This is a genomic window from Oleiharenicola sp. Vm1, assembly GCF_047777955.1.
Lineage (GTDB): Bacteria > Verrucomicrobiota > Verrucomicrobiia > Opitutales > Opitutaceae > Didemnitutus.
Window position 1 is genome coordinate 2218828 of the sequence record NZ_CP180537.1, and the last position, 24167, is coordinate 2242994.

The following is a 24167-nucleotide window of genomic DNA, read 5'->3' on the forward strand; positions in this document are numbered from 1 at the left end:
CTCAGGCGAGGTTGAGCGCGGGCACGGCGCCGGCGGCGTCGAGGGTGAGGTCGACGCGCTGGCCGCGATGCGTGCCGGCGATGCGCCAGGTCCGGCCCGCGCGGCTGACGGCGAGCGCGCCGTGCGCCTCGCCCGCGGGGGCGACGGTGCAGGCGGTCACGATCTCGTGCTCGGTGGCGCGGGCGGACACGGCCTCGACGAAGGGGAAGACGCCTTCGCTTTCCGGCAGGTCGAGCCGGCCGAGGGACGTCTGCACCGCGCCGGTGGCCGCGAGCGTGGCCCGGAGGGCGGAGCGCGGACGGTCGATGCCGAAGGCGGCGCCGGCGGCCGTGCCGCGGCCGTTGCCATCCTCGTTGAAGATCTGGAAACGCAGCTGGATCGGCGCCGCCTGCTGGAGGCTCACGCGGTCGAGGATGACGAGCACGTCGGGCTTGAGGAAGACGAGCGTGCGCGTGACCCGCCGTGTGTCGGGCAGCACGAGGGCGTAGGCCTCGGTGGCGTCGCTCGTGACCGTCATCCAGTCCGGGCCGGTGCGGAAATCCGTGACGGCGGCGCTGGCCCAGGAGGAGTTGGTGCCCTCGCGGCCGTCGTGATACTGGTGGCCCTGGCCGTCGATGAGGAGCGCGGTGTGCGCGGAGGTGAGGCGCAGGCGCCAGCGCGGCGTGGTGTAGGAGTAGCCGGCGTGGAACGGGTCGTGGAAGAGGCGGTCGCCATGCGCCTTGAAGACGATGCTGTTGCGGTCGGCGTGCTCGTGGTTGGCCGGTCCGCCGCTGCGGAGGGCGACGACGGTGTCGGCCGGGGCCCAGCCGGTGCGCGAGACGACCCAGTCGTTGCTCAGGCGGACGTCCTTCAGCGCGGCGCCCGGAGCCTGCTCGGCGGCGTCGGGGTGATACCAGATCGCGCCCTGGAGCTGACGGAACGTGCCGGTGTGCGTGGCGACGTAGTTGCTCAGCGGATCGTTGGCGGCGGTGCCGACCCAGGCGGCGACGGTCACGTCCATGCCGACGCCCGAGTCGGAGAAGTTCACGAGGTCGAGGGCGGGGATGTAGTCGCCCTTCGGCGTGGCGTTGTAGGCGGTGCCGAGTTTCGGGTCGGCGACGCGGTCGCCGCCGCAGGGCATGGCGAGCGAGAGCGCGTAGCGGATCGTGCCCGGGTAATTGATGAGCTTGCGATCGTCGAGGCCGAGGCGCCGGTGGATCGCCTCGGCGAGCATGGCGAGGTGCGTGGTGGTGTAGCCCCAATAGCCGACGCCCTCGTCGTAGGCGCCGTCGCTGCCATACATGACGGCGAAGGCCTGGGCGCTCTGGCGCGAGAGCTGGAGCCACTTGCCGGCCTCGGGGTGGCGGCCGTGCAGCCAGAGGGCGGCGATGCCGAGGCCGCAGGTCGGGATGATCTTGAGGTTGGTGGCGTTGAGGATGAGCGGCCAGCGCGCCATGCTCACACGATAGGCCTGCGGGTAGTCGTCCTCGGGGTCGAAGGTCCAGCCGCGGACGCGGTCCGGGTATTTCATGCCGTAGAGCGAGCGATAGCACGCCGGCGCGCCCTCGGTGGCGATGCGGTGCTCGACCGCCGCGACGAGGTCGGCCGGCACGGCGTCGCCGAGCCAGTCGAGCGCGAGGCAGCAGGCGATGGTGGCCTCCGGGGCGCGCTGCAGGCCGATGGTGTCCTTGCCGCCCTCGAGGAAGTAGTCCCACCGCGGGTAGTCGCAGAGCCGCCGCATCGCCAGGAGCGCGAGGTCGAGCTGGCGGCGGTCGCCCCAGACCGTGTAGGCGAAGGCGCAGTTCTCGACCAGCTGCCAGGCGCGGAGGAAATCCGCCACGTGGTTGTTGAGGCGCAGCTCGTGGAGGAATTTCGTTTCCTGGGCGAAATCGACCTCTAGCAGCTTGGCGCGCACCTCGGCGAGGCGCGGGAGGTCGAGGTTGGCGCGGATGCGCGGCAGGTCGGCGGCGTCGAAGAGCAGGCCGCGCCGGCCGGCGGCCGGAGATTGCGCCGGCGCCTCGCCGGCGGAGAGCGGGAGGCGGAGCAGCGGGAGGGCGGCGAGGGCGGCGGTGGTCTTGAGGAAGGTGCGGCGGCTGGGTGTGTTCATGGTGGGAGGTGACGGAGGCGGGATTCAGGGCGAGGCGGGAACGAAGCGGAAAAGGTAGCGGCCGGAGCCGAGGGTGAGCGTCGTGGTGTCCGCGCTGGAGCGGAGGGCGAGGACGCCGGCGGCGCGGGCGGCGGGCTGCCCCGATTCGCGGATCGCCGCGGCGTCGCGGACCGGAAGACGCAGCCGGGCGGTCGCATTCACCGGAACGGTCGCGCGCAGCTCGACGGAGTCGCCGTCGCGATGCCACGCGCAGGCGACTTCACCCAGTGGCGTCTGGCGCGAGCAATCGACGAAGGTCAGGGCGGAGAGCAGCGCGGGCTCGAGCTGGATCTCGCGATAGCCTGGCGCGGCGGGGCGGATGCCGCCGAGGCGCGAAAAGAAGGTGGCGTCGGCGCCGGAGAACATCGCGTGGTCGTGCGTTTGCATGCCGCCGCGGAAGGTCCACTGCTCCCACGTTGTCGTGGCGCCCTGGGCGACCTGATTGGCGAAACCCGGGTAGCCGGGCGCGGTGAGCACGCGATGGGCGAGGTCGGCGTGGCCGTGGTCGATCAGCGTCTCGAAGAGGTAGCGCGTGCCGAAGATGCCGGTGTCGAGATGGCCGCGGTCGACCGTCTCGATGCGCCGCGCGAGGGCGGCGACGACGGCGGACCGGTTTTCCGGCGGCACGAGATCGAAGGCGAGCGGGAGCACGGAGGTGACCTGGCGGCCACTGCTGTAGGTGGCGGTGTCCGGGTGGTAGAAGCGCCGCTGGAAATCCCCGTGGAGCTGGTCGGCGAGGGCGGTGTAGCGCTGCGCCTCCTCGACGTGGCCGAGCAATTGTGCGGCCGCGGCGACGATGCGGGCGGAGCGGCCAAAGAACGCCATCGCGACGAGCGGGCCCTCGCTGAAGCTGCCCTCGTAGGAGCCGCCGGGGTTCGGTGCGCACCAGTCGCCGAAGCCGTCGGCCCAGTATCGGCTCGACTCCGCCGCGGCGGCGAAGCGGTCGACGACTTGTTTCATGTTGTCGAAGTGCTGCGCGACGATGCGGCGGTCGCCGTAGTGCTGGTAAAGCAGCCACGGCAGCACCACTTGGTCGGCGGTCCAATTCGGAAGCGTGCCGCCGTCGCCGGCGATGTCGTGCAGCCATTTCGCGTAGTAGCCGGAGAGGCCGAAGTTGGCGATGGCGGCCTCCTCCACGGCGAGCGAATCCATCTGGCAGGGCGTGCGCTCGTCGCGCGTCGGCGTGTCGGTCGGGATGCCGTAGAGATTGTTGGCGAGGGAGCGGCGGAAGTTCTCGTGCAGCCGATTCACGAGCGGGTCGGAGCAGCGAAACGCGCCCGCGTCCTCGAGCGCGGCGTGCACGGCGAGGCCGGTGAGCGCGTCGAGCGCGGGCGTGCCGGGATAGCCGGTGACCTCGACGTAGCGGAAGCCGTGGTAGGTGAAGCGCGGGGCGTAGGTTTCCTCGCCGCGTCCGCCGAGGATGAACGTGTCGGTGGCGCGGGCGGCACGATTCGTCGTGTCGTCCAGCGTGCCGTCGGGGTGGATGTCCTCGGCGTGGCGGAGCACTAGGCGGGTGCCGGCGGGGCCGCGGGCCTGGAGGCGGACCCAGCCGGCGATGTTCTGGCCGAGGTCGAAGACGAAGACGCCTGGGCGCGGCTCGGTCCGTTTCACCGGACGGATTTCGGCGGCGACGGCGAGGCCGGGAAAAGGGCAGGCGCGAAGCGGTCCGGCCGGTGCAGGGCGGAGCGCGACGGGTTGCCAGCTGCGGTCGTCGAAGCCGGCGGCGCTCCAGCCGGGGAGCTCGCGGCGCGCGTCGTAGGTTTCGCCGTGATAGATGTCGCTGGCGAGGACCGGGCTGTCGGTCCACTTCCAGGTCTCGTCGGTGCCGATGACCGCGGTGGAGCCGTCGTCGAACTCGAGCTGCAGTTGCAGCCGGGCGGCTAGGGGAGCGTCCCAGCGGTAGCCGTATTTCGAGTAGCTCTGGTGGTAGCCGGGGGCGAGCCAGAGGCCGAGGGTGTTGGCGCCGCGGCGCAGGAGCGCGGTGACGTCGTAGGAATCGTAGAAGAGGCCTTTCGGGTAGTTGGAATTGACGGGCGAGAGGACGCGCTCGGTCAGCTCGGTGCCGTTCACGAGCAGGCGATACCAGCCGACGGCGTAGGCGTGGGCGGTGGCGCGGCGGAGCTTTTTCTCCAGGGGGAATTCGCGGCGGAGCAGGGGGCTCGCGGCCGCGGTGGAGGCGCCGATCCAGCGGGCGTGCCAGTCTGCCGGCTGCAACAGGCCCATCTGCCACCAGGACGGCGCGGCCCACGCGGAGGCGCGGTCCTGCGCGTCCCAGACGCGCACCGACCAGTAATAGCGCGCGCCGGAGCGCAGCGCGGGGCCGGCGTAGCTCACGCCGAAGCTGTCGGCGGCGGTCACCTTGCCCGAGTCCCAGAGGAGGGCGTCGCCGGCGGCGAGGGCGGCGGGCGTGGCGGCGACGCGGACCTGGTAGGCCGTTTGCCGCTGCGCGCGCTCGGCGGCGGCGAGCTGCCAGCCGAAGCGCGGTTGCGCCACGTCCAGCGCGAGCGGCTCCGTCCGGTATTCGGTGTGCAGCGGTCCGACCGTGAGCGCGCGGGCGAGCGCGACCGGGAGGAGCACGGCGCCGACGAAGCGGACGAGGCGGCTCAGGCGCATGGTCAGGCGGGGCGTTTCACTTGTAACCGGCGAAGTGCTTCGGATCGGCGGGATCCTGGTAGCGCGTGGTGTAGGTCTTGGCGCTGGCGGCGAGCTTCAGGAAGACGTCGAGCGGCACGATCTCGACCGGGCCCTCGAGCTGCTTCGTGACCTCGACGAGGCTGTTGACGTCGTTCGACTCGCGGACGTGGACGAGGAGGAAGTAGGGGCGCCGGGCGTTGAGCGCGATGAGCTCGTTGAGGTCGGCGGCGACCTCGGCGCGCGGGCGGCGCGGATCGATGTAGTATTCGTAGGAAAGCATCGGCCGGGTGTCGCGCAGGTCGCGGGTGCGGGCGGGGCCGTAGCCGTTGATGAAGCCGATGACGTGGGGGAAGGCGGCGTAGTAGCGGTCGACGGTCTCGCGGGTGAGGTCGGCGTTGCCGACGTTCCCGTCGGCGGCGGAGTTGTCCATGATCTCCAGCACGCACTCGTCGAGCTGGGCCATCATGGTGTTGGCCTCCTGCATCAGCGGGCCGAAGCGCTCGGCCGGGATGTGGTTGGGATACATGTAGCCCGGGCCGGAGAGGCCGCCGATGAAGTAGTCGTTCGGCGTGGCGCTCTCGTGGAAATACTCGAGGGCGGCGGGCGAGAACTTCGTCCAGTTCATCGTGACCTGCCAGCCGAAGGGCAGCTTGCCGCGGCCGGGCTTGGTCCACACGCCGATGCCGATCGAGTCGGATTGCACGAAGCTGAGGTAGACCTTCGGCTCGGCGGTCAGCTTGGCGTCGCGGGCGACGTGGTGGTTGTTGGTGAAGCGGAAGCCGGGCGTGAAAGTGAACTGGCAGTTGAAGGAGAGGTTGGGGAGGTTGTGCAGCCCCTCCATCTTCAGGCCGTAGCTGGAGAGGAGCGTGGTGTGCTGCTCCTCGGTGTCCTTGCCGTAGGAGTGCCAGCCGAAGACGGTCGCGCCGGGATGGAGTTGACCGAGCAGCTCGCGGTTGAGCGCGAGCTCGGCGGCGTGGACGGGATTGGCGGAGAGGTCGTGGAAGAACATCCGCTCGCGCACGCCCCAGTCGGCCATGCCGGGCATGCGGATCGCGCCGGCGTGGCCGCCCATGAGCATGATCTCGTCCTTGTTGCAGCGGGCCCAGTAGCGCTGGCGGGCGTCGCCGTAGATCTGGGCGTCGGTCTGGCCGTTGTAGCGGCCGCGCAGATCGTCGATGCGCCGGAGGCCGTGGCGCTCGACGAAGGGGATCTGCGCCTCGGTCACGACCAGCGCGTCCTCGAGGCCGGCGATGGTGAACGCGACGTTCATCGTCGCGGGCACGGCGGGATCCCACACCACGTAGCCCTTGGCGTAGCGGGCGAAGGCGGTGAGCGCCGCCTCGGCATCCTTGATCTCGGTGAAGCGGACGCCGTGCTTGCGCTGGTAGAAATCGAAGAGCGGCTGGGTGATCTCCCACTGGTAGTCGCGCGGGTGGATGGCGTAGAGGCGCGGCTCGGTGCGGTTGGCGAGGCCCTGCAGGCTGAGCAGCAGGACCTTTTCGGGCAGGCCGCCCTTGACCTGCCAGTCGGAGTCGAAATGCATCACCCAGGCGGCGCGGCCGGCGGGCGCGGCCGGTTCGGCGGCGCGCGTCACGGCGCAGGCCAGGGCGAGACAGGAGAGGAGGAGGGAAAGGGATTTCATTGGGCGGTGACCTTGCGGAAGACGTAGACGAGGGGACGATTGCGCGTGGAGTGCAGCTCGATCACGGTGAGGACGGCGCCGTCCTCGCTGACGCGATACTCGCTGGTGATGCGCAGGCGGGTGTCGCCCTGGGAGACCTCGACCGGCGTGATCGCCTCGGTGCGCAGCGTGCGGCCGTCGTCGAGCCAGGCGGCGGTGGCGTGGGTCGTGCCGGTCTTGGCCGGGTAGACGGCCATGTGCCGCTGCTCGATGCGGAAGAAGGCGGGGATTTCCACCGGCGCGGCGGTGTCGAAGGTGTTCGTTTTCGTGACCTTGGTGCTGCGCCAGGACATGCGGTGCTCGACGGCGACGCGCGTGCCGTCGGTGCGGATGGCCAGGTCGATGCCGGTCCAGCCGTCGAGGGCGGTGCTGGCGGCGGGGTCGAGGCGCCAGACGCCGTCGAGGCGGCCGGCCGCGGATGCGGCCACGGCGAGGGTGCCGAGCAGGAGCGAGGAGAGGAGGAGTCTGCGGATCATGGGAAAGTTCAGGCGAGCAGGATGGCGCCGGTCCGGGCGTCGAGGACGGTGGTGCTGCGCGGCGCGAGGTTGATCGCGATCTCCGCGCCGCCGGGGAGGCGAAGGCGGCGCGCGCCGCCGCGGAGCGTGTGCACCATCAGCAGCCCGTCGCCGAGCGAGGTGGCGTCGTTGTGGTCGTTGAGAATGTGGCAGCCGGCACGGCGGCCGAGGGCGCGCAGGAGGTCCGGGTTGACGGGACACACGGCGAAATTCCACCACGTCGCCGCCGCGGTCGGGCGGAACGCGGCGCTGATGGTGCCGTTTTTCCAGCGGCCGACGACCTGCGCCTCCGGCGCGAGGTAGGCGGGCGCCTGCTTCGGCGGTTCGAGCTGCTGGTCCTCGGTCGCGCCGTCGAGCGCGAGCTGCGACCGCGGGTCCGGCAGGTCGGTCAATCGGGTGTCGATGCCGCTGACCTCCGTGGCGAGTTCGGGAGCGACGCGGGCGCCGTCGCCCCAGCCGGCGAAGCCGGTGAGCACGACGTGGCGGCCCGACTGGGCGACCCGCTGGGCGAGCGTGCGACGCGCCTCGGGCGACAGGATCGGCGTCGAGCCGAAAATGATCAGGCGATACGCCGCGAGATCGATCGTCGCGAGTTCGCCGATCAGCGCCTCGTCGAAGATGAGGCCGGAGTGGAAGAGCCCCTCGAGCAGGCCATCCATGCCCTTGCCGGAAAATGGATTCGGGCCGGGCGGCGGCTGGTCGCCGAACTTGAAGCCCTCGAGCGACCAGCGCCGGGCCACGGTGTGGCAGAAGGACCAGGGATCGTGGACGACCAGCGTGTCGGCCGGGCGCCGGTAGGCCTGGTCGTGGCGGCTCTGCGCGAGCGCATGCACGGCGCGGATCTCCTCCGCCAGGCGGGGATGGTCCCACCAGCCGACGTTGCCGTGCGAGACGAACGCCGGGGTGCCCGCCACGATGCCGAAGTCATACCACCACTGGCCGCCGCCGCGCAGCACGGGCTGCAGCGCGTTGCGGCGGATGTAGGCGATGTCGTCCTCGAGCGTGCTGTGGAACTCGCGGTCCCACGGGCAGCCGACGAGGAAGGTGCCGTGGTCGTTCTCGTCGAGCCAGAGCTTCCCCGCGCGGCGCACGGCGCCCATGATGCCGCGGCCGTGGCCGGAGCCGCCCATCGCCCGGACGCCGGCGGTGTAGGAGGCGGGCGAGCACAGGCAGTCGAGATGCGGCGAAGCGAGCACGCGATCGTGCGCGAGGTGGCTGCCGGCGGCGTTGCGCCCGAACTGCCCGTAGAAATAGCCCTGAAAGGCGGCGGTCACGATCGGGCGCGGCCAGTAGCGTTTCACGTCGCCGGCGAGGGCGAGCAGCGCGTCGGCCATCGTCTCGTGCAGCCAGCGGAAGTAATCGATGATGTCCTGCTGCTCCCGCGGATCGCGCAGCACGCCGAGGTTCGCGCGCTCGCGTTCGGCGGAGCCCGGCGCGACGACGGCGTCGAGCTTCGCGGCGGGGCGGTGCCACGCGCGCGCCAGCCCCGCGTCGTCGTGGTAGCGGGCGCGGAGCCAGGCGCGGAAGGACCGCGTGGCCGCGACGCCGGTGTCGGGGTCATGATGCAGGAAACCGAACTGGTGCCATTCGCCGTAGAGCCCGTTGGCGAGCTGGAGGGCGAAGACCGCGCCGCCTTCCGGCGTTTCGCCGAGCTCGCGGCAGAACGTCGCCAGATGTCCGCGCGCCCAGGTGAGCCAGCGCACGGAGGCGAAGCTGGCGCGCAGCGGATTGCCGCCATCGGTGCCGACGGGGCGCTGGAGGCCCCACAGCCGGTCGGGCTGGGCGGCGATGTCGGCGTAGCCGACGCATTCGTCCGGATGCGCCTCGCACCAGGCGGCGGGCGGATTGACGTGCAGGCGAATCATCACGGCGCCGTCGGGGCATTGGGCGGTGACGCCGGCGATCTGGCGGCGGGCGAGCGCGAGGTCGAGTTTCCCTCCGCGGTGAGCAGCTGGTCGAACCAGAGATCGCACTGGAAGAGGCGGACGCCCTGCTCGCCGAAGAGCCGGATGTTGCGGGCGGGCACCTCCTCCCACGTCCAGCGCGCCCCGGGGCAGTCGGACAGCGCGTAGATGAGCGGGGCGTGCGGCCGGCCGTTGAGCACGAGGGTCGGACGGTCGCCGCGCATTTCGACGGACGAGCGGAGGGGCGTGGAACTCATGGGGCGAATTCGAGGTGGATGGCGCCGTTGGCCGACACGGTGTGCAGCTGGCCGTGCCAGGAGACGTGATGCAGCCGCGCGGCCGGATCGAGCGGGACGAGGCGCGGACGGGCGGAAAGCTCGCGGTAGCCGAACTCGAGGCCGAAGAGGTCGAGCAGGATGGCGTCGAAGAAGCCGCCGGCGCAGAGGACGGTCCAGTCGTTGATGTAAGGCCACTCGGTCGGGGCCTTGCGCGCGCCGCCGGCGAGCGGGGGCGCATAGGTTTCGACGAAATGCGCCTGGGAGAAGGGCCCCTGCCGCGCCGAGGCGGCGAGGCCGGGCAGCCAGCGGGCGAGCACGTCGCGCCGTCCGGCCTTGGCCAGCGCGCCGATGGCGAGCGCGACCCAGCCGGGATAGGAGCCGTTCCACTGGTGGTCGGGGCGGAGCGAGAACCCGGCGTCGGCGTCGAGCGGCGAGAGCGCGGCGAGCCAGGTGGGGCTCATCAGCTCGCGGGTGAAGAAGGCCACCATCTCGTCGATCTGCGCGGCGGGCAGGTCGTGGTGCAGGAAGTGGAGCGTGTGGATGAAGTCCCAGACGTGGCGGACCGGCACGAGCGAACCGTCGGGCCGGCGGCAGTTCCAGTAGCCGGTTCCGGGGCGGTAGAGCGCCTGCACGCGCGGGACGAGGGCGTCGGCTTCCGAGCGCAGCTCGCGGGCGGCGACGGGCTCGCCGAGAAACTCGAGCAGCTCGGCGACCTCGCGCAGGATCCAGACGTTGGCGGCGTTGAGGGAGGCGACCTCGTGTTCGTAGGTGCCGACAGCCTCGAGGAGGCTGTTGCGGTCGCCGTAGTCGGCGAGGCCGGAGGGGCCGGCGAGCTGGCGGTAGTGCGTCGCGAGGCCGAGGAGGTGGGAGCGGACGGTGCGGCCGCCGACCGCGCGGTCGAGCCAGGCCAGGTCGCCGGTGACGCGCAGGTAGGTCGTGATGAGCCGCGTCATGGCGTAGTCGTTGCAGGAATACCAATTGCCGGTGCTCTCGCCGCTGACGTATTCGACGCCGAAATGCCGGTGGACGTCGCGCTCGAGCCAGACCTCGAGCATCTGGCGCACGCAGGCGGGATCGAGCAGGACGAGGAGGAGGGCGGTGAGCGACCAGTCGTTGATGAAGCTCGTCGTGACCCAGTAGCGCGGCATGAGCGTCGTGTAGGTCCGGCGAAACTTCGCGGCGGGGTGCTCGCGCTTGAAATAGACGACCGTGACGACGGCGTTGAGGTAGAGGGCGCGGAGGGCGGCGTCGGTCGTCGCGAGCAGGGGCAGGTGGCCGCTGTAGCGATCGTTGCCCGGGGTGAAGACGGCGGCGAGCTCGCGCCGCCAGTCGGCCTCGGCAGCGGCGGTCAGGTGGCGGCCGTCGGCCTGCCAGCGGGCGAGCAGGTCGAGCGTCTCGGCGGCGGTGGCGCCCAGTGCGATGAAGTAGACCAGTTCGCGCGTCTCGCCGGCGGCGAGGATCCAGTCGAAGTGGAAGAACCGGTCCTCGATGCGGTCGGGCGCGGGAGCGGTCGCCTGCAGCAGGGCGGCGCGGCTGGTGCGGGAGGTGAAGAGGAGGCCGTCGCGCGCCGGCGTGGGCGCGCGCTCGTTGCGCACGAGCGCGGAGAGGGGCGGGGTGCCCTCCCACGGCGTGGTGGAGATCGCCGGGCATTCGCGCGGCGAATACGGCGTCTTCCAGCGATCGGGCGAGTGGATGACGCCCTCGCCGGCGAGCAGGCGCAGGCGGGCGGCGCGGGGCGCGGCGGTCGGGTTGGTGACGCGGAGGCGCACCTCGACGGTGGCGGCGCGCACGCCCATCGCGGTGATGCTCTCGAGGGCGAAACCGTCGAGCGAGAGGCGCCGTTCGATGCGGTCGGGGCGCCAGACGAATTCGATCTCGTGACCGGCGGCCATGACGGCGCGGTCGTTCAGGGCGAGGGTGCCCAGGCTGCTTTCGCCGCAGGAATACGGCGCAAACGTCACATGCTGCACGGCGACGGCGTCGAACGCGGCCTGCAGGCAGCCGAAGAAATTGGTGAGGCCGGGGGATTGAAGAGTTCACCGACCCGGGCGCGCAGCGGGGCGCTGGTGAAGTCCTCCAGTCCGGGGCGGGCCGGGGCCGGTCGGCGGGGCGATGCCTCCGCGTCGAGGCGGGGCGAGGTCGGGCTCATGAGTCGGGAGCGAGCGGGGCGCGCGACGATGCGCGCCGGAGAGGTCCTGGAGCAAAAGAGGCGGAGGCCGGACCGGCCTCCGCCTCAGATTCCTAACGAACTGAACCCAAGATCAGAAGGTCAGCGTGTTCGTCAGCAGCCACGTGCGCGGCGGCGACAGAACGGTGGTGGGGCCTTCGATGTAGTCCTTGTCGGTGGCGTTGTAGATGCCGAGGTTGGTCTGGAGCTTGTAGCCCAGGACCTCCCACGGATACGACGCGGTCACATCGAACACCAGGAAGTTGCCGGAGGTGAGACCGCCGCGGCGGGGGTTGTAGTCCGCCGTGCGGCTGATGATCGTCTCCGAGCTGTAGCGGGTGCCGAGGCCGACGGAGAGGCCGCGGACGATGCCGTCGCGGAACGTGTATTTGTTCAGCATGTTGAGGCGGAACTCGGGCACGTTCTCGATGCGCTCGCCGTATTGGAGGTCGGCGTTGATCTTGGCGACGCCGGTGAGGGCGTTGTAGGCGGTGGTGCCGGGGCGCGGCACGGTCGGGTTGTCGACCGTCTTGGCCGTCCACATCCAGGCGCCGTTGAGCACGGTCTGGAAGTGGCGGGTCGGGGTCCAGATGACCTCGAAGTCGGCGCCCTCGATGCGGTTCTTCAGGCCGACGGTGCGCCAGCGCAGCACGCGGGTGTTGGCGTAGGCGTTGGTGCCGGCGGGGCCGAAGATGCCGAGGTTGTTGCCGTAGTTCAGGTTTTCCGCGACCTGGCGGGCGGAGTCGTCATAGCGCTGGTCCTTGCGCTCGGCGCGGAACACCGAGAGGGTGCCGACGAGCTTGTTGTCCCAGAGGCTGGTCTTGACGCCGATTTCCATGTTCGTGCCGGTCTCGTTCGGGACCTTCACGAGCGCGCCGGTGGAGGCGATCGCGGAGCGGAACTGGTCGAGCGACGTGATGGTCTGGCCGTTGTAGACGAAGCTCGAGCTGCCGACGCTGCGCTGGTAGGCCATCGCGGCGTTGTAGATGTCGGGGAGCGCGACCTCGCCGATGCCGCCGGCGTTGCCGACGTTGAGGCGGAAGGTCTTCGAGAAGGAGGCGAAGACGTTCACGTCCTTGACGATTTCAAACGAGGCGCCGCCCATCCACGACGTGCCCGCCTGGCGGGTGAACATGTCGTAGCTGCCGGAGTAGCTCGGCGTGTAGTTGTAGACGCTGGGCGGGTAGGCGGCCTGGTCGGCGAAGGCGTAGGGCGGCGGAGCGAACCAGGGGAAGTTCGACGTGAGGTATTGGCCGCTGTCGCGGTTCATCTCGCGGCGAACGCCGGCGAGGATGTTCAGGCGGTCGTTGAAGAGGCTGCCGTTGTAGTTGACGTAGCCGGCCTGATACTGGGTGTAGTAGCCGTCGAGCAGCGTGCGGTCGTAGAGGAACACGCGGCTGATGTCGGGCTGGATCTCATAACCGGGGTCCCACTGGGTGAAGACCTGCTGGACCGTCTTGATGTTGCCGTAGCGGTCGCGGATGACCTGGTTGACCGGCACATCGGCGGTGGAGACCCAGGGCGCGAACTGGCCGCCCGTGCCGACGGAGCCCGTGATGACCACGCCCGGGTTGCCCGCGGGATTGGTGGCGCCGGGGATCTGGGAGTAGTTGGGCGAGAGCGGCGCGTTGGCGTTGTATTGCTGCAGCTGCTCCTGGAACAGGCCGCCGACGAGCAGCGTGTGCTTCATGCCCCACAGCTCCTTCTTGAAGATCGCGTCGAACTGGTGGGTGTTGAGCTTGCGGTAGTAGCCCGAGGTCGAGTTGCCGGTGAGGGCGTTGAACGTGCGGCCGTCGGCGGTCGGGGTCTGCGTGCCCTCGAGGCTGTCGAAGCGCGCGTTCTCCCGCACCATCACGTAGCGGAAGTCCATCCAGCTGAAGGGGGACATCTCCACCGTGAGGCTGGGCGTGTTGACGACGTTGTTCGAGAACGTGCCGCGGTTGGTGTAGTTGAAGCCCTTGTCGAGGACGCGGTTTCCGTTCTTGTCCTGGTAGTAGGCGCCGCGGGTGGCGGACGTCCACAGCGGGATGCCGTAGTCGTTGGCGGCCTTGCGGACGTCGGCGATGTAGTTGCCCGGGCTGGAGAGGATGCGCGCGCGGTAGGCGTCGGCCGTGGCGGAACCGGCGGCGGTCATGAGGGCCGCGGACGGATTCGCGTAGGCGTCGAACCAGCCTTGCGGCCAGATCCAGGAGCCCTGGTTCTGGTTGAAGCGCGATTCGAGGTGCTCCATTTCGAACGTGAGCTTCACCTTGCCGCTTGCGAAGGGCACGAGGGCGAGGTTGCCGGTGACGCTGTTCGTCTTGTTCATTTCGAACACGGCGGCGCCCTTGGAATCTTCCCAGGAGCCGACGATGCGCATCGCGGCCTTGCGGCCCATGTTCGAGTTCATGTCGACGACCACGCGCTCGAGCGACTCGTCACCGACCGTGTAGCTGATCATCGTCGGCGACTTGCCGAAGACGGGCTGCTTGGTGACGTAGTTGATGACGCCGCCGGGATAGCCGGCACCGAAGAACACGGACGCGGGGCCTTTCACGACCTCGACGCGATCGACGTTGTTCACGTTGTAGCCGATGTAGCGCGGCACGCCGTTGCGCAGGACCGTGTTCACGCCGAAACCGCGCATGGTGAAGCCGCCTTGCGGCGTGGCGCTGTTGGCCGGACGGCGCATGGCGTAGTTGTTGTCGCCGGCGCCGGACGAGCTGTAGCGGAGAATGTCGGTGAGCGACCGGATGTTGGCGTCGTCGAGGAAGTCCTTCGAGAGGACCGAGACCGACATCGGCGTCTTCTGGATCGGCATGCCGATGCGCGTCGCCGTCATCGAGTTGGTCTTGAGGTAACCGTAGTCCTTGTCCGAGCTGACCTCGAAGGGCGAGAGGACGAGGACGCCGTCTTCGCGCGTGGTGGTGGCCGTGGCCGGCGCGGCGGCGGGAGCCTGGCTGGACGTCGCGGGTGCGGTCGCGGCGGCCGAGCTGGCGGACTTGGCTGGAGTCTCGAGCTCGGCGAGGCGCTTGCGCAAGGCGGCGTTCTCCTCCTGCAGACGGCGGAGAGCGTCACTGTCGGCGCTCTGCGCGGAGGCAGAGACCGTGAGCAGCGTCGCGAGACCGATAGCCAGGGCAGATCGAATGCGATCCGCCGGGGTAGTTGGGGTCGGTTTCATGCTGTGGTTTGTAGTTTCCGGGTTGAGGACCGGTGATTCCGGTTCAAAGGAAAGGGTCAGGAGGCGGCGGGGCGCGGCGCACCCGAGGTGAGCAGGCGCGGAGAGACGCTGATGCCGATGCGCCCGGCGACGGTGGGATTCTCGATGCGCCAGAGGAGGTGATCGATGACCTTGCGCACGAGGGTGCCGAGGTTGATGTCGATCACGGCCGGGGAGTGGTCGAGATTGTGGTAGATCATCGGGTTGTAGTTGCCGAGGATCGTCTCGACGTCGCGCTCCGGCTTGCGGCCGGACTCGCGCAGCGAGCGGAAGAAGGAGCCGCAGAAATGGTCGACGGGCAGGTAGAGTCCGGTGACCTTGCCCGGCGCGGCGGCGAGGCGCTTCACGAGCACGTCGCTCTCCGCCTGCAGCGGGGAAATCTCGAGATAGCTGACGCCGGGATTGGCCTGGCCGAGGATGGTGTGCGCGGTGAGGCCGATCTGCTTGGCGCGGGCGAGGAAGGCGTCGGTGCGGCGGGTGATCGCGCTGTATTCCGGGTCGGTCGAGATCACGGCGACCGTCTTGTGCCCGCGGGACTTGAGGTAGTCGGCGGCCATGATGCCGTTCTCCTCGTTGTTCGGCTCGACGTAATCGCCGGGATAAGTGTCGGAGCGGCGGGTCATGAACCAGACGTGAGGGATCTCGCGCAGCTGGGCCAGGCACTGCGCGGACGGCTCCATGCCCTGGACGATGACGCCGTCGAGCCCCTCGCTGCCGAGCGTGCGCGGCAGTTCATCGGGCGTGTTCGAGAAGAGCACGCGCAGGTCGACGCGGTAGCGCGGATCGGTCGACTGGACCTGGAGCAGCTGGTCCTGAAACCAGTTCAGGCTGGGATTGTTGGCCTTGGCGCCCACGAACCACACGCCGATGCGGCGATGCTCCGGCAGCCGGGCCTTGGGCCCGCGGCGGCGATTGAGCGGAGCGGGAACATAGTTGTGCTCCTGCATCACCGCGCGGATACGGGCCAGGCTGTCGGTCGCGACCAGCTGAGGCTGGTTGATCGCGCGAGAAACCGTAGCGGGAGAAACGCGCGCCTTGCGGGCAATTTCGGTGATCAGCATGGGGTGGGGTGGCCCGAAATGAAATTTTCAGGAAAAGGCATGAAAGAAGCGGTGAAACGTCAAGCGATTTCTGGCGTCCGCGAGGCACGCCGCCGCGCGCGCCCCCACGCCGCCAGCAACTCGGTGCGGCAGCGCACCGTGTCCGGCCACACGGGCGGATTGGTGCTCACGTTGTAGCCCACCGTGGTGCCCAATTCGGGGCAGACCCAGAGCTCGCCGCGCGGGGCCGGGCCCTGCAGCCAGACGGTGAAGAGGTCCTCGACGAAGCGGATGTAATCGAGGAACTCCGGGGTCAGCCGTCCGCGTCCGTCGGTGACCGGAACCTGGCAGTGCTGGCTGTTGAACGGGCGGCAGTGGAACATCCGGGAGTGCTGGATCAGCCGGGGCTGGTCCAGCAGCCGCCGCGAGTAGTCGGCCGGCAGCATGTGCTTCATTACGCACAGGTGGGAATGGTCCCAGGTGACGGGCAGAAGCTCGCCGGTTTCGCGCCGGTAGCGGCGGGCGATTTCAGAGAGCTTTTCCGGGGTCTCCGTGCAGGAGTCGCGATGCGTCTCGACGTGCGCCTCGAGGCCGAGCGCTCGCGCTGCGCGGATCGTCTGCCGGATGAGCCGCACGGCGGCGGCGGGGCGGGTGTCGTGCTCGCCGAGCAGACAGTTGACATACTTGGCGCCGCCCGCCGCCTCGATGCGCAGCAGCGGCTCCACGTCGCGTCCGTCGCGGGAGAAGACGCGCCCGCAGATTTTCAATCCGTGGCGGGCGAGGTGCGGCGCGAATTCCGGACGGAACATCTCGGCGATGCCGTCGAAGCCGGCCTCCTTGATCAGGCGCATCTTGGTCGCGAGCGACCACGGGCGGGCAGGCGCGGGCTGGCCCTCCATCGACCAGAGCGAGGCGCACAGGATCAGGCGTGGGGTGGCGGCTGAATTTTTCATGCAAAGATATGAAAATACATGAAAACCGACTTGAAAAGCTTGTTCTTGCTGGCTCAGTGTTGGCCGCCCTTGGGTCGCGACTGCGGCGATCCGAGCTCCACCCCTTGGCTTGTCCCGTTACCCCATGAGCTACCTCCCCTTCGTTCAGCGCGCGGCCTGGATCTGGTCTGCCGAGGGCAGCCACGCGGCGCCGACGGTGGCGCCGGCATCGCATTATCCGGTGCGCTACTTCCGGCGGGTTTTCTCGGTCGCGAAGGGAAGCGGAGCGCAGCTCACGGTGCATGTCTCCGCCGACAGCCGCTTTCTATTCTACTGCAACGGGCACCTGGTCGGGCGCGGTCCGGCCAAAGGCGATGTGAATCATCATTTCTACGACCGCTTCGACCTCACTCCGCTGCTCCGCGCCGGGCGCAACGTGGTGGCGGCGCTCGTGCTCGACATGTCCCGCGTTGCGCACCGGCCCTCGGCGCTGGGCGCGCCGTGCTCGGTGATGACCTACACCGGCGGCTTCGTCCTCGAGGGGGAGCTGGCGGGGGACGCGTCCGAGCGGATCGACACCGGTCTGGCGGGTTGGAGGGTCGCCGCGGACCGGGGATTCCGCTTCCAGAACATCGGCACGCGCTTCGAGGGATATCACGGCTATTTCGAGCACCGGGTCTCCGCGGAGATACCGGCCGGATGGACGCAGCCGGAGTTCGATGATTCGGCGTGGAGCGAGGCCACGGTTCTCTACACCGCCGAGCGCTTGGAGAACCGGCGTGACCCGACGAGCCCCTACGGCTTGATGCCGCGCATCATCCCGCAACTGGAGGAGGGACCGGGGGCGCGCTTCGCGGACGTGTTCCTGCCTGGCGGGGCGCTGGCGGGCGAGGCGTGGAGCCGGCTGGTCGCCGGTTCCGGCCCGGTGACAGTGCCGCCGCGCACCACGGTGCGGGTCGTGCTGGATGCGGGGAAGCTCACGACGGGCTATCCGAGCCTGCAGACGGCGGGCGGCGCGGGCGCCACGCTCACGCTGACTTATGCGGAGGCCCTGCGGTTGCCGTGGTCCACGCCCGGTGCGCGCCTCCTGGGCAAGCCGCAGCCGCTCGCGAATCTCGCGTCGCATTTCGCCGACGAGTCCTCCGGCTGGACGTTCGATCGCCGCGGCACCGTCACCGGCTGGTGCGACGTCTGGGAGCCGGCGGGCGCGCCGGACGAGGAGTTCGAGCCCCTGCACTGGCGCGCGTTCCGCTACATCGGCCTCGAGATCAAGACGGGCGACGCGGCGCTGCAGCTGTGCGCGCTCGGGCATCGTTTCTCGGCGTATCCCTACGAGGTGAAGGCCGAGTTCGCCTGCTCCGACGCGCGCCTGGAAAAAATCTGGCGCGTCGGTCTGCACACGATGCGGCTGTGTTCCCACGAGACCTTCGAAGACTGCCCGCACTACGAGCAGATGCAGTATGCCGGGGATACGATGATCACGTCGAAGATCGCGATGCTCACGACGGGCGACTACGCCCTGAGCCGCCAGGCGCTGCTCCAGTTCGACTGGTCGCGCCTGTCGGAGGGCCTCACGCAGAGCCGGTATCCGTCGCGCCTCGTGCAGGTGATTCCCTCGTGGTCGCTGCACTGGATCACCAACATTCGCGACTACCTCTTCATCACCGGCGACCGCGAGACGGCGCAGCAGCTTCTCCCCGGCATGACGGCGGTGCTCGATTGGTTCCGCCGGCACGGTGATGCGGACGGCCTGCCGGCGAAGCTGCCGTTCTGGAACATCACCGACTGGTGCCCGTGGTGGCCGCGCGGAGTCGTGCCGGGAGCCGACACCGGCCCGACCTGCATCATTGCGGCGCAGTTTATCCAGGCGCTCGACGACGTCGCCGATCTGGAGCGCAGCCTCGGACGCGCGGCGCGCGCGCAGGCGCTGGCCGACGAGGCGCACGGCCTGCGCGCCAGCTTGCACCGTCGCTTCTGGTCGGAAGGCGAGGGGCTCTACCTCGACCGTCCGGGAGGCCCGGAAGTGAGCCAATACGGCAATGCCTGGGCGATCGTCTGCGGCGCCGCCGGAGAGCGCGAGCGCGCGCGGGTGCTGAAACGCTTCCCGTCCGACGCCGCGCTGGCGCCGGGATCGTTCTTCTGGTGGCACACCGGTTTCCGCGCCCTCGAGCGGGCCGGAGCCTACGACCGCATGCCGGAGTTTCTCGGCCCGTGGCACGAGATGGTCGAGGCGGGGCTCGACACCTTCGTCGAGGAGAACAGCTACTGGCGCTCGCTCTGCCACGCCTGGAGCGCGCACCCGGCGCTCGAGTTTCTCGAACGCGTGCTCGGCGTCACGCCGCGTGCGCCGGGCTTCGCCGAGATCGCGGTGCAGCCGCACCGCTGCGGCCTGCAGCACGCGCGCGGCCGCGTGTGCACGCCGCGCGGCCCGGTGACGGTGGCCTGGCGGGTGGAGGGGACGCGCTTCCACCTGGAAATCGACTCGCCCGCCGCCACGCCCGTGCAGGTGACGCTGCCCGACGGCAGCCGCGCGCAGGGCGCGGGCGGAAAATTCCACACCGCGGTGACCCTGTCATGAGCGAGCTGCGTTTCACCCTCGAGGCCGACGAGGTCCTGGAGTGCCGCACCGGGGACGGCCGGGTGCTGCTGCGCTACGTGGCCCGCCCCGACACGCCGCGCGACGAGGCGCCGCGTCCCTACGCCCATCCGGTGTGTTCGCTGAGCGGCGAGGTCCTGAGCAACTTTCGGCCCAACGACCATCCGTGGCACCACGGCCTTAGCCTCACGATCAACAATCTCGGCGGATGGAATTTCTGGGGCGGCCCGACCTACCGCAAGGGCAGCGGCTACCACTTTCGCGCCGACCACGGCGTGCAGCGCCACGCGCGCTGGATCCAGCTGGAGCCCGGCTGCGTCGTCGAGCATCTCGACTGGCTGGGCGGCGGCGAGAAGCTGCTCGAGGAGGAGCGGCGGCTCACGGCGCGCCAGGAGTCCGCGCAAGCGTGGTCGCTTCGCTGGCAGTCGCGGTTGCGCAACGTCACGCCGCGCGCGCTCGCCTGCACGAATTATCATTCGGCCGAGGGATTGGTCGGCTCGCACTACACCGGACTGCAGTTCCGCGGCGCCCGCGAGCTGCTCGACGAGCACGGCGACCGGAGCATCACGCTGCTCAGCGCCGACGGACGGGAAGGGAGAGCCAGGTGCACGGCGCGGCGGCGGACTGGATCGAGTGGCGGACGCAGAAGGACGGCTCGCTCCGTCGGGTGGCGATCCGTTTTGCGAACGCCGGCGGCCCGCTGCACTGGTTCGTGCGGCGGCACAATCCCCTCGTGGCTTTTCCGTTTCACTACCAACGCGACCTCGAGCTTCCGCCGGGCGGCGTGCTCGAGCTCGACCACACCCTGACCTTCACCGACACATGAGCATGAATCGGCTGCAGTTCATCCGCCGGCTGGGATTGGGTGCCGGCGTGTTTGCCCTCGGCAGCGCCCGTGCGGAAAGCGAGCAGGCGCCCAGCGGCTGGCCGCCGAAAGCGGAGGCCGGTTCCGCCGCCTTCTGGGAGGCCGTGCGCTCCCAATACGTCACGGACGACGATCTGATCTACCTGAACTGCGGCGGGCTCGGGCCCTCGCCCCGACCGGTGCTCGACATGCTGGATCTCAGCTCGCGCATTCTTCAGCACCGCGTCGAGACCGGGCATTTCTACTTCGAGGAGGCCCGCGCTGTCGTGGCCGGCTTCCTCGGCGCCCAGCCGGAAGAGATCTGCTTCACGCGCAACGCCACCGAGGGGAACTCCATCATCGCGGTGGGGCTCGGACTGCGCGCGGGCGACGAGGTGATCTTCGAGACCCACGCGCATCCCGGCGGCTCCCTGCCGTGGCTGAATCGCGCGCGCCAGATCGGCATCGTTGTGCGCACGTTCGAGCCGGATCCCGCCTCGCCCGAAGGGAACCTCGAGCGCATCGCCGCGCTCGTCACCCCGCGCACGCGCGTCGTCCAGGTCAGCCACATCACGGCGCCGACCGGCCTGGTGATGCCGGTGAAGCAATTGGCGGAATTCACTCGCGCCAAGGGACTCTGGCTGCACGTCGACGGCGCACAGTCCGCCGGCATGATCCCGTTCGACCTGCATGCGCTCGGCTGCGACTCGTTCGCCACCAGCGGGCACAAATGGCTCGGCGCGCCGCGCGAGACGGGCGTGCTCTACATCCGCCGCGAGCGCGTCGACGAGGTGGCGCCGCTGCACGTGGGCGCGTATTCGAGCGGCGATTTCGATCTCTGCGGCCAACTCGTCTACACTCAGGGCGCGCGGCGCCACGAATACGGCACGCGCAACGCCGCCTCCGTCGTCGCGCTGGCGGAGGCCGCGCGCTTCCAGAACACGATCGGCCGCGAGCGCATCGCCGAGCACGGGCGCGTGCTGGCGGACTATCTCCTTGCCGCCCTCCAGGGCCTGCCCCGCGTCAAGGTCCTGACCCCGACGCGCGCCGACATGCGCGCCGCCATGGTGACGTTCGCCGTCGAAGGCCGGACGGCCGGCGCGGTGTTCGGCCACCTGATGGAGACGCAGCGCCTGCGCTGCCGTCCGGTGAACGAGGCCGGGCTCGAGGCCGTCCGGGTCTCGTTGCACGTCTTCAACACCCTCGAGCATTGCGAGCGCGTCGCCTCCACGCTCGCCCGCTACACCCGCGCCTGAGCCGCCGTTCCTCTTCGTGATTTTTTCTACCCCTGCGTTACTGCCCATGATTAGAAACCTCCTCCGCCTGCTGGGTTTCGGCGTCGGTCTCGCCGCCGGCGCCGCGCCGGTCACCCACGATCTTTATCTCTGCGCCGCCTTCAACAACGGCAGCCGCGTCATGGGCTCGAAGGACGGCACCGCCAACGGCCTGTTCCTCCGCACCGGCCCGGACGCGTTCAAGCACGTCGGCCTCAACTACCCGCTGGCCATCTCGACGACGTTCGATCCGCGCGATGCCAACGTCTTCTACGTGGCCTGCCTCAGCGGCGTGCTGCGCACGCTCGACGGCGGCAAGTCCTGGCGCCTCGTCACCGGCTGGGACGAGACCGAGCCGAAGTCCGTGGCCGTCGATCTGCTCGCTCCCGACCACGTCTACGCCGGGTTGCCGGACGGCATCGTCGTCTCGCGCGACCGCGGCCAGACCTGGCAGCGCAGCGAAAACGGCCTGCCGCAACGCGGCAAATACACCCAGGTCGTGCGGGCGGACCGCACCGCCCAGGGCCGCCTGCTTATCGGCTGCGAATCGGGCATCTATCTCACCACCGACGGCGCCCAATCCTGGCAGCGCGTCCTCGTCACCCAGGACACGGTCGACGACATCCAGCAGTCGCCGCACGATCCCAAGCTGTGGATCAGCGTCACGCAGAGCGCGGGGGCGCTGATCTCGCGCGACGGCGGCCAGACCTGGCAGCCGATCGCCGGCGTGCCGTCCGAGAAGGCGCTCTACAACGTCGCCTTCGACGCCCGCGACGCCCGGCGCCTCGCCATCGCGAGCTGGACCTACGGTCTGCTCGCCAGCGAGGACGGCGGGGTCACCTGGACGGCGCGCAACGCCGGTCTGCCGACGCCGGCGCGCGTTTGGCGCACCGCCATCGATCCCGACAGCGGCGAGCTCTACGCCGCGGTGTTCGGCCAGGGACTCTACGCCTCGGCCGACTTTGGTCGCACCTGGCGTGCCGTGCCCGCGATGCAGGGCGCCTCGATCCAGACCTTCACCTTCGTGCCCAAGTCCGCCCGCTGAACCGGGATCACGTCCATGAACAAATTTTCCGCTTTGCTTTCCCTGTTCAGCGTCCTGGCCGTCCTCGCGCCGGCCCAGCCCGCCACCACCGGCCCGATGCCGACGCCGCCGAGCGATTACCGGGCCGACGCCCGCCGCGCCGCCTACCTCGCGCGCGCGAACGAGGTGCTGCAATGGTATGTCGACTCGGTGAAGCCCGGCGACCCCGCGACCTTCGGCTCCGGCCAGATCGCGGCCAAGCTCGCCCGGCACGAGGACGCCGCGGCGGTGTCGGCCCGCGTCATCGAGCTCATGCGCGGCCCGCAGAGCGCAGACATGTTCTGGATGTTTCCCTGGACGGCGATCTCCTACCTCGGCCGCGATCAGCTCACGCCCGAGGCCAAGGCCGCGATCCGCGACGCCTGGCGCACGTATTTCCCGATGCGCGGCGACACGGAGAACCATTGGGCGATGTATTACACCTCGCTCTACCTGATGACGGAACTCTACCCGGATGATCCCGCGGAGAGCTGGTTCAACGGCAAGAGCTCGGCCGAGAACCGCGCCGAGGCGCGCGACTACCTGATCCACTGGATGGACCTGGCGACGACGATCGGGCAGGGGGAGTTCAACCCCACGCACTACATCGGCGAATACGCCATCCCGATGCTCTATCTGTCCACCTGGGCCACCGACCCCGCGATGCGGATCCGCGGACGCATGAAGCTCGACTGGATCCTCGCCGACCTCGCCGAGAACACCCTCAACGGCGTCCTGCGCGGCCCGAACGCCCGCACCGACGACACCTCGGTCATCCAGCGCTGGTTCGCGCTCTCGTCTTATTTCAGCTGGCAGTGCTTCGGCAACACGCCGCCGCCGCCGAGCTACGGCGGCTTCGGCATCTGGTTCGCGGTCGCCGCGGCCAATTACGACGTGCCCGAGGTGATCTTCCGCCTGGCGAACGACCGCAGCGAGGACTACCTGCAGCACGACCTCAAGCGCAGCCGCCGCCGCTGGCGCTACAGCGACGTGCTGATGGCGCCGGTCTACAAGACCAACTACATGCGGCGCGACTACGCCGTCGGCTCCTACCAGGGCGGCATGACCGATCCGATCCAGACGCACGTCTGGGACGTGACCTGGGCCGTGCCCGATCCGCGCGGCGTGCACAACACCCTGTTCTCCGCCCATCCCTATGCCTCGGAGCGGATCATGCAGACCTACTTCACCGAGCTGCCCGACCACATGCTCGAGCTGCTCGCGAGCCAGGGCAAACCCTCCTACGACGTGCCGGACAAGATCCTCGGCGGCTCGCCCTACGAACGCGTCTTCCAGGACCTCGACACCGTGATCGCGCTCTACGACATCCCCGCGGGCACGCGCTTCCCGCGGGTGAACGGGTTCTTCTCGAAGGACCTGGTCAACGTGACCGAGGACGCCTCCGGCTGGATCTTCGCGCAGGGCGGCAACGCCTACCTCGCCTACCGGCCGCTCGCGCCGTTCCACTGGGAACACCTGCTCGGCTATAAGCAGCTGCCCTCGCCCACGGGCGGCTACAAGTGGGAGCGCGTCGACCGCGGCGACAAGGGCGACAAGCTTCTCGTGAGCCCGCACCTGAAGAACGGCACGATCGTGCAGGCCGCCAGCGCGAGCGAGTTCAAGAGCTTCGAGGACTTCAAGGCCGCCATCCGCGCGCTGCCCCTCGCGTTCAAGCTCGAGCCCGTGCCGACCGTGACCTTCACGAGCCTGCGCGGCCATGCGCTGGCCTTCACCTTCGGCGAGGCGCCGCAGGTCGACGGCCGGCCGGTCGACTACTCGAAGTGGAAGCTCTTCGAGGGCCCGCACCTCAACGCCGAGAAAGGCTCGCGCAAGCTGACCATCACCCAAGGCCGCCTCGAGCGCGTGCTCGACTTCAACACCCTCACGATCACCGACCGCGTGCGCGAGCGCTGAA

At 69.6% G+C, this 24167-nt stretch carries 15 protein-coding genes; 5 read left to right on the forward strand and 10 right to left on the reverse strand.

Annotated features, from left to right (window positions below):
- Position 1: 1 nt before the first annotated feature.
- The 10 genes from ACMYLB_RS11025 to ACMYLB_RS11070 all read right to left on the reverse strand — a co-directional run bounded on the left by ACMYLB_RS11025 (position 2) and on the right by ACMYLB_RS11070 (position 16496).
- Positions 2–2086 (reverse strand): heparinase II/III family protein, encoded by a 2085-nt coding sequence (locus ACMYLB_RS11025; RefSeq protein WP_415910963.1) that lies wholly within the window; start codon positions 2084–2086, stop codon positions 2–4.
- Between the two features lie 24 nt (positions 2087–2110).
- Complete coding sequence (locus ACMYLB_RS11030) at positions 2111–4738, reverse strand: family 78 glycoside hydrolase catalytic domain (RefSeq protein ID WP_415910964.1); 2628 nt, start codon at positions 4736–4738, stop codon at positions 2111–2113.
- A 16-nt stretch (positions 4739–4754) separates the two neighbouring features.
- A complete protein-coding gene (locus tag ACMYLB_RS11035; protein ID WP_415910965.1) occupies positions 4755–6401 on the reverse strand; it encodes a GxGYxYP domain-containing protein in 1647 nt (548 codons plus the stop codon).
- The gene (locus tag ACMYLB_RS11040; protein WP_415910966.1) at positions 6398–6916 is read right to left on the reverse strand and encodes a hypothetical protein; all 519 of its coding nucleotides are present in this window, start codon (positions 6914–6916) and stop codon (positions 6398–6400) included. The genes ACMYLB_RS11035 and ACMYLB_RS11040 overlap by 4 nt, the downstream gene beginning before the upstream one ends.
- Positions 6917–6924: 8 nt before the next feature.
- On the reverse strand, positions 6925–8820 hold the full coding sequence (locus ACMYLB_RS11045; protein WP_415910967.1) for a hypothetical protein: 1896 nt from the start codon (positions 8818–8820) through the stop codon (positions 6925–6927).
- A complete protein-coding gene (locus tag ACMYLB_RS11050; RefSeq protein ID WP_415910968.1) occupies positions 8820–9116 on the reverse strand; it encodes a hypothetical protein in 297 nt (98 codons plus the stop codon). The genes ACMYLB_RS11045 and ACMYLB_RS11050 overlap by 1 nt, the downstream gene beginning before the upstream one ends.
- Complete coding sequence (locus ACMYLB_RS11055) at positions 9113–11107, reverse strand: hypothetical protein (RefSeq protein WP_415910969.1); 1995 nt, start codon at positions 11105–11107, stop codon at positions 9113–9115. Before ACMYLB_RS11055 ends, ACMYLB_RS11050 begins: the two co-directional genes overlap by 4 nt.
- Before the next feature lie 291 nt (positions 11108–11398).
- Positions 11399–14464: a TonB-dependent siderophore receptor gene (locus ACMYLB_RS11060; protein WP_415910970.1), complete on the reverse strand. Its 3066-nt coding sequence runs from the start codon at positions 14462–14464 to the stop codon at positions 11399–11401.
- 56 nt (positions 14465–14520) lie between these two features.
- Entirely contained in the window at positions 14521–15564 is a 1044-nt protein-coding gene (locus ACMYLB_RS11065; protein ID WP_415910971.1) for a LacI family DNA-binding transcriptional regulator, read from the reverse strand.
- 59 nt (positions 15565–15623) lie between these two features.
- On the reverse strand, positions 15624–16496 hold the full coding sequence (locus ACMYLB_RS11070; RefSeq protein ID WP_415910972.1) for a sugar phosphate isomerase/epimerase family protein: 873 nt from the start codon (positions 16494–16496) through the stop codon (positions 15624–15626).
- A gap of 124 nt (positions 16497–16620) precedes the next feature.
- Between ACMYLB_RS11070 and ACMYLB_RS11075 the strand changes: the two genes are divergently transcribed.
- From ACMYLB_RS11075 to ACMYLB_RS11095, 5 genes are read left to right on the forward strand one after another with little or no spacing between them, the layout of a single operon-like run.
- On the forward strand, positions 16621–19053 hold the full coding sequence (locus ACMYLB_RS11075; RefSeq protein WP_415910973.1) for an alpha-L-rhamnosidase C-terminal domain-containing protein: 2433 nt from the start codon (positions 16621–16623) through the stop codon (positions 19051–19053).
- Positions 19050–19880, forward strand: coding sequence for a DUF6807 family protein (locus ACMYLB_RS11080; RefSeq protein WP_415910974.1), 831 nt, complete (start codon positions 19050–19052; stop codon positions 19878–19880). The genes ACMYLB_RS11075 and ACMYLB_RS11080 overlap by 4 nt, the downstream gene beginning before the upstream one ends.
- 19 nt (positions 19881–19899) lie before the next feature.
- Positions 19900–21171 (forward strand): aminotransferase class V-fold PLP-dependent enzyme, encoded by a 1272-nt coding sequence (locus tag ACMYLB_RS11085; protein WP_415910975.1) that lies wholly within the window; start codon positions 19900–19902, stop codon positions 21169–21171.
- A gap of 46 nt (positions 21172–21217) precedes the next feature.
- On the forward strand, positions 21218–22234 hold the full coding sequence (locus ACMYLB_RS11090) for a WD40/YVTN/BNR-like repeat-containing protein (RefSeq protein WP_415910976.1): 1017 nt from the start codon (positions 21218–21220) through the stop codon (positions 22232–22234).
- 15 nt (positions 22235–22249) lie between these two features.
- The gene (locus ACMYLB_RS11095) at positions 22250–24166 is read left to right on the forward strand and encodes a hypothetical protein (RefSeq protein WP_415910977.1); all 1917 of its coding nucleotides are present in this window, start codon (positions 22250–22252) and stop codon (positions 24164–24166) included.
- Position 24167 lies beyond the last annotated feature (1 nt).

Bases quoted from the DNA above. Each gene is read 5' to 3' on its own strand.
- ACMYLB_RS11070 (WP_415910972.1), bottom strand. From the start codon at position 16,496: ATGAAAAATTCAGCCGCCACCCCACGCCTGATCCTGTGCGCCTCGCTC.
- ACMYLB_RS11025 (WP_415910963.1), bottom strand. From the start codon at position 2,086: ATGAACACACCCAGCCGCCGCACCTTCCTCAAGACCACCGCCGCCCTC.
- ACMYLB_RS11095 (WP_415910977.1), top strand. From the start codon at position 22,250: ATGAACAAATTTTCCGCTTTGCTTTCCCTGTTCAGCGTCCTGGCCGTC.
- ACMYLB_RS11045 (WP_415910967.1), bottom strand. From the start codon at position 8,820: ATGATTCGCCTGCACGTCAATCCGCCCGCCGCCTGGTGCGAGGCGCAT.
- ACMYLB_RS11035 (WP_415910965.1), bottom strand. From the start codon at position 6,401: ATGAAATCCCTTTCCCTCCTCCTCTCCTGTCTCGCCCTGGCCTGCGCC.
- ACMYLB_RS11030 (WP_415910964.1), bottom strand. From the start codon at position 4,738: ATGCGCCTGAGCCGCCTCGTCCGCTTCGTCGGCGCCGTGCTCCTCCCG.
- ACMYLB_RS11065 (WP_415910971.1), bottom strand. From the start codon at position 15,564: ATGCTGATCACCGAAATTGCCCGCAAGGCGCGCGTTTCTCCCGCTACG.
- ACMYLB_RS11050 (WP_415910968.1), bottom strand. From the start codon at position 9,116: ATGAGTTCCACGCCCCTCCGCTCGTCCGTCGAAATGCGCGGCGACCGT.
- ACMYLB_RS11090 (WP_415910976.1), top strand. From the start codon at position 21,218: ATGATTAGAAACCTCCTCCGCCTGCTGGGTTTCGGCGTCGGTCTCGCC.
- ACMYLB_RS11075 (WP_415910973.1), top strand. From the start codon at position 16,621: ATGAGCTACCTCCCCTTCGTTCAGCGCGCGGCCTGGATCTGGTCTGCC.
- ACMYLB_RS11040 (WP_415910966.1), bottom strand. From the start codon at position 6,916: ATGATCCGCAGACTCCTCCTCTCCTCGCTCCTGCTCGGCACCCTCGCC.
- ACMYLB_RS11080 (WP_415910974.1), top strand. From the start codon at position 19,050: ATGAGCGAGCTGCGTTTCACCCTCGAGGCCGACGAGGTCCTGGAGTGC.
- ACMYLB_RS11060 (WP_415910970.1), bottom strand. From the start codon at position 14,464: ATGAAACCGACCCCAACTACCCCGGCGGATCGCATTCGATCTGCCCTG.
- ACMYLB_RS11085 (WP_415910975.1), top strand. From the start codon at position 19,900: ATGAATCGGCTGCAGTTCATCCGCCGGCTGGGATTGGGTGCCGGCGTG.